The sequence below is a fragment of the Kitasatospora sp. NPDC059571 genome, from assembly GCF_042735675.1.
Taxonomy (GTDB): Bacteria; Actinomycetota; Actinomycetes; order Streptomycetales; family Streptomycetaceae; genus Kitasatospora.
In genome coordinates, this window is record NZ_JBHWBW010000371.1 from 1 (window position 1) to 7,978 (window position 7,978).

Annotated in this window: 7 protein-coding genes and 1 pseudogene; 3 read left to right on the forward strand and 5 right to left on the reverse strand. The window is 75.4% G+C overall.

The features are described from left to right. Positions 1-29 precede the first annotated feature (29 nt). Complete coding sequence (locus ACFV0G_RS29870; protein ID WP_380554799.1) at positions 30-248, reverse strand: hypothetical protein; 219 nt, start codon at positions 246-248, stop codon at positions 30-32. 201 nt (positions 249-449) lie between these two features. After that, the gene (polX, locus tag ACFV0G_RS29875; RefSeq protein ID WP_380554801.1) at positions 450-2,174 is read right to left on the reverse strand and encodes a DNA polymerase/3'-5' exonuclease PolX; all 1,725 of its coding nucleotides are present in this window, start codon (positions 2,172-2,174) and stop codon (positions 450-452) included. 57 nt (positions 2,175-2,231) lie between these two features. Between polX and ACFV0G_RS29880 the strand changes: the two genes are divergently transcribed. The 3 genes from ACFV0G_RS29880 to thrS all read left to right on the forward strand — a co-directional run bounded on the left by ACFV0G_RS29880 (position 2,232) and on the right by thrS (position 5,087). Next, positions 2,232-2,825 (forward strand): TetR/AcrR family transcriptional regulator, encoded by a 594-nt coding sequence (locus ACFV0G_RS29880; RefSeq protein ID WP_380554803.1) that lies wholly within the window; start codon positions 2,232-2,234, stop codon positions 2,823-2,825. Next, positions 2,825-3,664, forward strand: a complete 840-nt coding sequence (locus ACFV0G_RS29885; RefSeq protein WP_380554805.1) for an SDR family NAD(P)-dependent oxidoreductase — start codon at positions 2,825-2,827, stop codon at positions 3,662-3,664. The genes ACFV0G_RS29880 and ACFV0G_RS29885 overlap by 1 nt, the downstream gene beginning before the upstream one ends. A 70-nt stretch (positions 3,665-3,734) precedes the next feature. After that, positions 3,735-5,087: a threonine--tRNA ligase gene (gene thrS / locus ACFV0G_RS29890; RefSeq protein ID WP_380554810.1), complete on the forward strand. Its 1,353-nt coding sequence runs from the start codon at positions 3,735-3,737 to the stop codon at positions 5,085-5,087. Positions 5,088-5,097: 10 nt separating this feature from the next. Here the strand turns inward: thrS and ACFV0G_RS29895 are convergent, their stop codons facing one another. The 3 genes and pseudogenes from ACFV0G_RS29895 to ACFV0G_RS29905 all read right to left on the reverse strand — a co-directional run. Then, a complete protein-coding gene (locus ACFV0G_RS29895) occupies positions 5,098-6,615 on the reverse strand; it encodes a precorrin-2 C(20)-methyltransferase (protein ID WP_380554806.1) in 1,518 nt (505 codons plus the stop codon). After that, on the reverse strand, positions 6,612-7,238 hold the full coding sequence (locus tag ACFV0G_RS29900) for a precorrin-8X methylmutase (RefSeq protein WP_380554808.1): 627 nt from the start codon (positions 7,236-7,238) through the stop codon (positions 6,612-6,614). The genes ACFV0G_RS29895 and ACFV0G_RS29900 overlap by 4 nt, the downstream gene beginning before the upstream one ends. Next, positions 7,235-7,978: pseudogene (locus tag ACFV0G_RS29905) on the reverse strand (hypothetical protein); the annotation flags it as partial. The pseudogene ACFV0G_RS29905 and the gene ACFV0G_RS29900, both read right to left, overlap by 4 nt.

Here is a 7,978-nt window from a genome sequence, read left to right on the forward strand (position 1 = left end):
GCCGTCGGCGGTGCGGCCGGCGACCGGGCTCAGGCCGGTACGGCGGTTCTGGCCGGTCCGAGGGCGGTGGCCGGTACCGCGGCCACCGAACGGACCGCCCTGGTGATCCGGGAGGCATGCAGGCGCACCACCGTGCCGGGCACGGGCACCGGCACCCCGGGCGGCAGCACCCAGGCCACCGTGCGGTCGTCGCCGCCCTCGTCCACCACCAGCCGGGGGTGGGAGGAGCGGTGCAGGCCGGGCTGCACCCGGATCACCTCGCCGACCACGGTGACCGGCGGGCCGCCGGTCGAGGACGGCGACGGCCAGGTAGCCGGCCAGCCAGAGGACGGCGGCGAGCGCGCCGGCGGGGCGCAGCCAGCCGCTCGCGGCGTGCAGGAGGGCGAGCGGCTCCATGGTCGGAACCGGACCTTCGGGGCCTCGGCCGCGCCGGGCGGTCCGACACCGCGTCAGGCCGCCGGCCGGCGCAGGAGGGCGCGCAGCCGGGTGAGCGGCCAGGTGTTGACCACCTCGTCGGCGGTGAGCCGGCCGCGCTGAGCGGTGGCGACGCCGAAGCGGAGGTTGTCCAGGTGGACGGTGGCGTGGGCGTCGGTGTTGACGGCGAAGCGGACGCCGTGCCGGCGGGCGGCCAGGATCTGCTCGTCGCCGAGGTCGAGGCGCTCCGGTGAGGCGTTGATCTCCAGGACGGTGCCGGTGCGGGCGGCGGCCGCGTGGACGGCGTCCCAGTCGGCGTCGATGCTCTCCCGGCGGCCGAGCAGCCGGGTGGTGGGGTGGCCGATGACGTGGACGTGCGGGTTCTCGCAGGCGCGGATCAGCCGGCGGGTCTGCGCCGCCCGGTCGAGCGCGAAGGCCGAGTGGATCGAGGCCACGCACAGGTCGAAGCCGGCCAGGAACTCCGCCGGCCAGTCCACGCCGCCGTCCGGGTCGATGTTGAGCTCGGTGCCGTGCAGCAGCCGCATCCGCCCGTACGAGCCCTGCAGGGCGCGCAGCCGCTCGCGCTGGGCGAGCATCTTCTCGTCGGTCATCCGCTGCATGGCGAGGTCCGGTGCGTGGTCGGTGACGGCGACGTAGGACCGGCCGCGGCGGTGGGCGGCGGCGAGCATCTCCTCCAGCGGGGCGAGGCCGTCGGTGAGGTCGGTGTGGGTGTGCAGGTCTCCGCGGATGTCCCGCTCGGTGACGGGGTCGGCGAGTTCGCCGTTCAGCGCCTCCTCGATCTCGCCGCGGTCCTCGCGCAGGGTGGGCGGGATCCACGGCAGGCCGAGCGCCTCGTAGACCTCCTCCTCGGTGCGCGAGGCGAGCTTGCGTCCGCCGTCCGCCTCGAAGAGGCCGTACTCGGAGAGCTTCAGCCCGGCCCGGACGGCGCGGGCGCGCAGTTTGATGTTGTGCGCCTTGGAGCCGGTGAAGTAGACCAGCGCGGCCCCCCAGTCCTCGGCGGGGACGACCCGCAGGTCGATCTGCAGGCCCCGGGTGGTGCGGACGGAGGTCTTGGTGGTACCGCTGCCGAGCACCTCGGCGGTGAGCGGGTGGCCGGTGAGCGCGGCCATGAGCGGGGCGGAGTCGGCCGCGGCGGCGAGGACGTCGACGTCGCCGATGGTCTCCCGCATCCGGCGCAGCGAGCCGGCGTACGTGCAGCGCTCGCAGCCGGGGGCGGCGCCCACCGCGGCGACGATCTCCTCGGCGAGCGCGAGGGCGGTGGAGACCAGGACGCGGCCGCCGCCCTGCCGGAGGACCTCGATGCCGTGGACGATGTTCTCGGCGGTGCGGGCGCCGAGGCCGGGGAGGTCGTCCAGGCGCCCGGCGCGGGCGGCGTCGAAGAGCTCGCCGACGGTGGAGACGCCGAGTTCGCGGTGGACCAGGGCGGCCTTCTTCGGGCCGACGGTCGGGATCGCCATGATCTCGCGGACGCCGGGCGGCACCCGGGCGCGGAGTGCGTCGAGGGCGGCGACCCGGCCGGTGCCGAGGTACTCGGCGATCTTCTCGGCGGTGGACTTCCCGACCCCGGGGATGGCCTGGAGGCCCTTGGCGTCGAGCCCCGCGAGGTCGCCGGGGTGGCCGCCGACGGACCGGGCGGCCTTCTCGTAGGCCCGTGCCCGGTAGGCGTCGCCGCCGGTGAGCAGGAGCAGGTCGGCGTACTCCTGAAGCAGCGCGCCGACCTCGTCGTTGAGCCGCGCCATGGCGTCCAGTCTAGGAGGCGCTTGACATCCGCGCCGAGCGGAATGAACATTCATTCCGTGACACCGCGCAAACCCGACCTCGCCCAGCAGCTGCTCGACAGCGCCATCGCCCTGTTCGCCGAGCGGACGTACGAGGGCACCCAGATGCCCGCGGTCGCCCAGCGCGCCGGGGTCGGCGTCGGCACCATCTACCGGTACTTCCCCAGCAAGGAGGCGCTCGGCAACGCCGCCTTCCAGCACGCCAAGCGCGGCCTGCTGGAGGAGCTCGGCGCGGCGCTCGCCGACGGCGGGCCGGCCGCCTCCACCCGTGAGGAGTTCGGCCGCTTCTGGCGCGGCTTCACCCGCTACGCGAGCAGCCGCCCGGAGTCGTTCGTCTTCCTGGAGCACCAGCAGCACGACACCTTCCTCGACCCGGACAGCCTGACCCTGGCCGCCGAGATCGACCGGATCGCGGCCGACTTCATCGCCCGCGGCCAGCAGGCCGGCGCGATCCGCGAGGGCGATGCCGAGCAGCTGGTCGCCCTTGCCATCGGTGCCTTCACCGGGCTGGTGAAGCTGCACCGCCCCGACGGTCTCGGCGCCCTCTCCGCCGAGGCCCTGTCCCTGGCGGAAGAGGCCGTCTGGGATCTCCTGCACCGAAAGGCCCCCTGATGACCACCCCTGCCACCGTCCTGATCACCGGCTGCTCCTCCGGCATGGGCCGGGAGGCCGCCCTGGCCCTGCACCGGCTCGGCCACCGGGTGTACGCCACCGCCCGCCGCCCCGAGACGCTCGCCGACCTGGCCGCCCGGGGCATCGCCACCCTGGCACTGGACGTCACCGACGAGCAGTCGATGGCGGCGGCGGTCGCCGCCGTCGAGGAGGCCCACGGCCAGGTCGACGTCCTGATCAACAACGCCGCGTACGGGCTGCACCAGCCGGTGGAGCTGGCCTCCCCCGCCGAGGTCCGCACCCAGTTCGACACCAATGTGTTCGGGCTTGTCCGGATGGCCCAGCTGGTGCTGCCCGGCATGCGCCGGGCCGGCCGCGGACGGATCGTCAACATCTCCTCCATGGGCGGGCGCTTCTCCCCGCCCGGCGGCGCCTTCTACCACGCCAGCAAGCACGCGGTGGAGGCGATCAGCGACTCGCTGCGCCTGGAGGTCGCGCCGTTCGGCGTCGAGGTCGTGGTGGTGCAGCCGGGCCCCACCATCACCGGCTTCGGCGGCACCGCGGTCGCGACCATGCCGGACGGCTCCGGCCCGTACGGCTCGTTCACCACCGCGCTCGCCGACATGTACGCCAACAAGGCCTTCACCCGGCGCAGCGGCGCGGTGACCGCCGAGGCGGCCACCAAGGTGATCGTCCGGGCCGCGACGGTACGCCGGCCGCGGGCCCGCTACGCGATCGGGGCGATGGCACGCGGCACGATGATCGCCAAGCGGCTCCTCCCGGACGCCGCCTTCGACGCGCTGATGCGGGCCAACTTCCCGCTGCCGAAGGCCGTCTGAGGCCGGACCGAAATGCACGTGCAGGCTGCCCGCCGGCCGCGTTAGCCTGGGTGCATGAAGCACCAGCGCGCTGCCGCGACGACGCCGGAGAGAGTCCCGGCGCGCTGACACCTGCTGTCCGAAGCCCCGGGGCGAGTGCCCCGGGGCTTCGTGCTGCGCGGTCGCTCGTCCCTCCCCCAGGAGACCCGAGGAGACCGCCGTGCACGACCACCGCAAGCTCGGCCGCGAGCTCGACCTGTTCGACACCGACCCGCTGATCGGCGCGGGCCTGCCCTACTGGCTGCCCGACGGCGCCGCGGTGCGCCACGCGCTGGAGGAGTACGTCCGGGAGGCCGAGCGGCGGGCCGGCTACCGGCACGTGTACTCGCCGGTGCTCGGCAAACGCGAGCTGTACGAGATCTCCGGGCACTGGGCGCACTACGCCGACGACATGTTCCCGCCGATGGAGCTCGGCGGGGAACAGCTGGTGCTGCGGCCGAGCCTGTGCCCGCACCACGCGGTGCTCTTCCGGTCCCGGCCGCGCAGCTACCGCGACCTGCCGCTGCGGATGGCCGAGCTCGGCGGCATGTACCGCTCCGAACTGTCCGGCGTGCTGGGCGGCCTGACCCGGGTGCGGGCGATCCAGCTGAACGACGCGCACGTCTTCTGCCGTCCTGACCAGGTCGCCGACGAGGTCCGCGGTGCGCTGGCGCTGATCCGCGAGGCGTACGCGGCGCTCGGGATCGAGGCGTCGCGGTACCGGCTGTCGCTGCCCGGCGAGGGCGGCAAGTACGTCGCGGACCCGGCGCTGTGGCAACGGGCGAACGCCGTGCTCACCGAGGTGCTCGAGGACGCCAGGGTGGCGTACGAGGTGGGCTCGGGCGAGGCCGCGTTCTACGGGCCCAAGATCGATGTGCAGATCGCGGACGCGGCCGGCCGGGAGGCCACCCTGTCCACCGTGCAGGTCGACTTCCACCAGCCGGAGCGGTTCGACCTCGGTTACACCGGAGCGGACGGCGCCCGGCACCGGCCGGTGATGGTGCACCGGGCGGTGATCGGCAGCGTGGAACGGGCCGTGGCGCACCTGATCGAGGTGCACCAGGGGGCTTTCCCGGCCTGGCTGGCACCCGTCCAGCTGCTGGTGCTGCCGGTCTCCGACGGGCAGCGCCCGCAGGCCGAGGCCCTGGTGCGGGAGGCCGTCGGGCAGGGCCTGCGGGCCGAGCTCGCCGACCCGGCGGCGGGCACCCTCGGGGCCCGCGTGCGGGCCGGCCGGCTCGTGCCCTACCAGGCGGTGATCGGCCCGGCCGAGGCCGCCGACGGGCAGGTCTCGCTGCGGCTGCGGGACGGGCGGCGGCCCGGCGCACGGCCCGCGGCGGAGGCGCTGCGCCTGATCGGGGACCAGGTCGCGGCGCGCTCCGCCGAGCTGTGGCCGGCCGCCGGCTGAGCCGCCCCGGTCAGTCCTCCGGGTAGCGGCGCGGTGTCCACACCACCTCGGTGTCGTTGCCGCGCCGCACCAGCCGGGTCTGCGAGGACCCGATGAGCAGCAGGGTGCGCATGTCGACCTCGGCCGGGTCGAGGTCGGCGAGCCGGACGGTGCGGACCCGCTCGGTGGGGCCGCCCACGTCGCGGGCCATCACCACCGGGGTGTCGGCGGGCCGGTACTCGAGCATCAGGTCGCGGGCCAGCCCGACCTGGGTGGTGCGGGACTTCGAGCCGGGGTTGTACAGCGCGAGCACCAGGTCGGCCCCCGCGGCGGCGCGCAGCCGGCGGGCGATGACCTCCCACGGCTTGAGGCGGTCGGAGAGCGAGACCACCGCGTAGTCGTGGCCGAGCGGGGCGCCGGCGCGGGAGGCGGCGGCGTGCGCGGCGGTCATCCCGGGCAGCACACGGACGGGCACCTCGCGGTACGGGTCCTCGCCGGCCGCCTCCAGCACGGCGGTGGCCATCGCGAAGACGCCCGGGTCGCCGGAGGAGACGACCGCGACCCGGCGGCCGCGCCGGGCCAGCTCCAGCGCGAACTCGGCGCGCTCGGCCTCCACCTTGTTGTCGGAGCCGTGCCGGACCTGGCCGGGGCGGACGGGCACCCGGTCGATGTAGGTGGTGTAGCCGACCAGGTCGGTGGCGGCGGCGAGGGCGCCGCGGGCCTCGGGGGTGAGCCAGAGCGGTCCGGCCGGGCCGGTGCCGACGACCACGACCTCGCCGGGGCCGGCCGGCTCCGGCAGGTCGAGCGGGGCGACCTTGCTGGGCAGCACGGCGACCGAGAAGTACGGGACGGTGTCGGCCTCGACCTCGGCGAGCGGCAGGGTGCGCTCGCCGTCCATGAAGGCCCGCTCGACGTACTGCGCGTCCTGGAGCCGGCCGGCCCGCTCCAGGGCGCGGCGGACGGCCGGGAAGGTCCGGCCGAGCTTCATGATCACGGCGGAGTCGGCGGCGGCGAGCCGGGCGGTCAGCTCCTCCTCCGGCAGGGTGCCGGGGATGATCGTCAGGGTCTCCTCGGCCTCCACCAGGGCGCTGCCGAGCCGGGCCGCCGCGGCGCTGACCGAGGTCACGCCGGGCACCACCTCGGTCGGGTAGCGGTGCGCGAGGCGCTTGTGCATGTGCTGGTACGAGCCGTAGAAGAGCGGGTCGCCCTCGGCGAGGACGACGACGTTCCGGCCAGCGTCCAGGTGGGCGGCGAGCCGGGCGGACGCCTCCTCGTAGAAGTCGTCCAGCGCCCCGCGGTAGCCGCCGGGGTGGTCGGTGGTCTCCACGGTGACCGGGTAGACCAGCTTCTCCTCGATCTGGCCGCCGGTGAGGTACCGGTCGGCGATCGAGCGGGCGATGGAGCGGCCGTGCCGGGCGCTGTGGTAGGCCACCACGTCGGCCTTGCCGATGAGTTCGGCGGCGCGGACGGTGACCAGCGAGGGGTCGCCGGGGCCGAGGCCGACACCGTACAGCCGGCCGGTCCGCTGCTCCGTCTGGTGGTCGGTCACTCTTCCTCACTCGCAATCGCGTTGACGGCGGCGGCGGCGATCGCGCTGCCGCCGCGCCGGCCGCGCACCACCAGGTGCTCCAGGCCGGACGGGTGCTCGGCCAGGGCCTGCTTGGACTCGGCGGCACCGATGAAGCCGACCGGGACGCCGATCACCGCGGCCGGGCGGGGCGCGCCCGCCTCGATCATCTCCAGCAGCCGGAAGAGCGAGGTCGGCGCGTTGCCGACGGCGACCACGGCGCCCTCCAGCCGGGGCAGCCACAGCTCCATGGCGGCGGCGCTGCGGGTGGTGCCCATCTTCTGCGCGAGCTCCGGCACCGAGGGGTCGGTGAGGGTGCAGAGCACCTCGTTGTCGGCGGGCAGCCGCTTGCGGGTGACACCGCTCGCGACCATGTTGACGTCGCAGAGGATCGGCGCACCGGCGTGCAGGGCCTTGCGGGCCGAGGCGACCACGCCGGGCGAGTACAGCAGGTCCTCGACCAGGTCGGTCATCCCGCAGGCGTGGATCATCCGCACCGCGACCTGCGAGACGTCGGCGGGCAGGGCGGCCAGGTCGGCCTCGGCCCGGATGGTGGCAAAGGACTGGCGGTAGATCGCCGCGCCGTCCTTCTCGTACTCGATCACGTGGTCCTCCGGGCCTCGGCGACCGCCTCGGCCATCTCTTCCGTCGTCACATCCACTGGCGTCACATCCATGGGGCGGCCCGGTGTCCCGACCGGCGTCACCCGGTAGCCCTGCCCGGTGGCGAGCACGTCCACCCATCGCCCGGCGGGGTGGCCGCAGCGCCGTTCGCAGCCCGACCAGTGCACCGGCAGGCCCGCGCCCCGCGCGTGCTCCAGTGCGCCGGCTGCGTCGCTGCGCACATCGGCGAGCGACTTGCCGCAGCCGGGCAGGCCCGTGCAGGCGGTCGCGCCGGCCCAGGCGGTACCGGGCTCGGTCAGGAAGCCGGCCTCGGCGAGCTCGCCGAGGCCCTCGGGCCTGGCGCCGGGCAGGACGGCGCCGCGCCAGGGCGTCAGCCGTACCGTGCCCGCGGACGCCCCGGCGAGCAGCCGCCACTGGGCGGCGGTGGCCCGGCCGAAGCGCATACCGACCGAGAGGCCGCCGGGCAGCGCACCGAGCGGCGGGTGCCCGCCCGGCAGTTGCGGCAGCGGCCGGTCGCCCGGCGGCAGGAGTTCGGGCACCTCGCGCAGGTGCCAGGCCTTCGCCCCGCTCGCGCGCAGGGCGGCGAGGAAGGCCCGGGCGGCGTCCAGCGCGGCCCCGACGGCCTGTCCGGCGGGCACCGCGCGGACGGTCCGCTCGCGGCCGAGCCGCAGCAGCGCGGTGCCGCCGGGCGCTGCGATCAATGTCACATCGGCGTTCAGGGC

Coding starts and splice junctions, on each gene's coding strand:
- polX (WP_380554801.1), bottom strand. CDS start 2,174: ATGGCGCGGCTCAACGACGAGGTCGGCGCGCTGCTTCAGGAGTACGCC.
- ACFV0G_RS29885 (WP_380554805.1), top strand. CDS start 2,825: ATGACCACCCCTGCCACCGTCCTGATCACCGGCTGCTCCTCCGGCATG.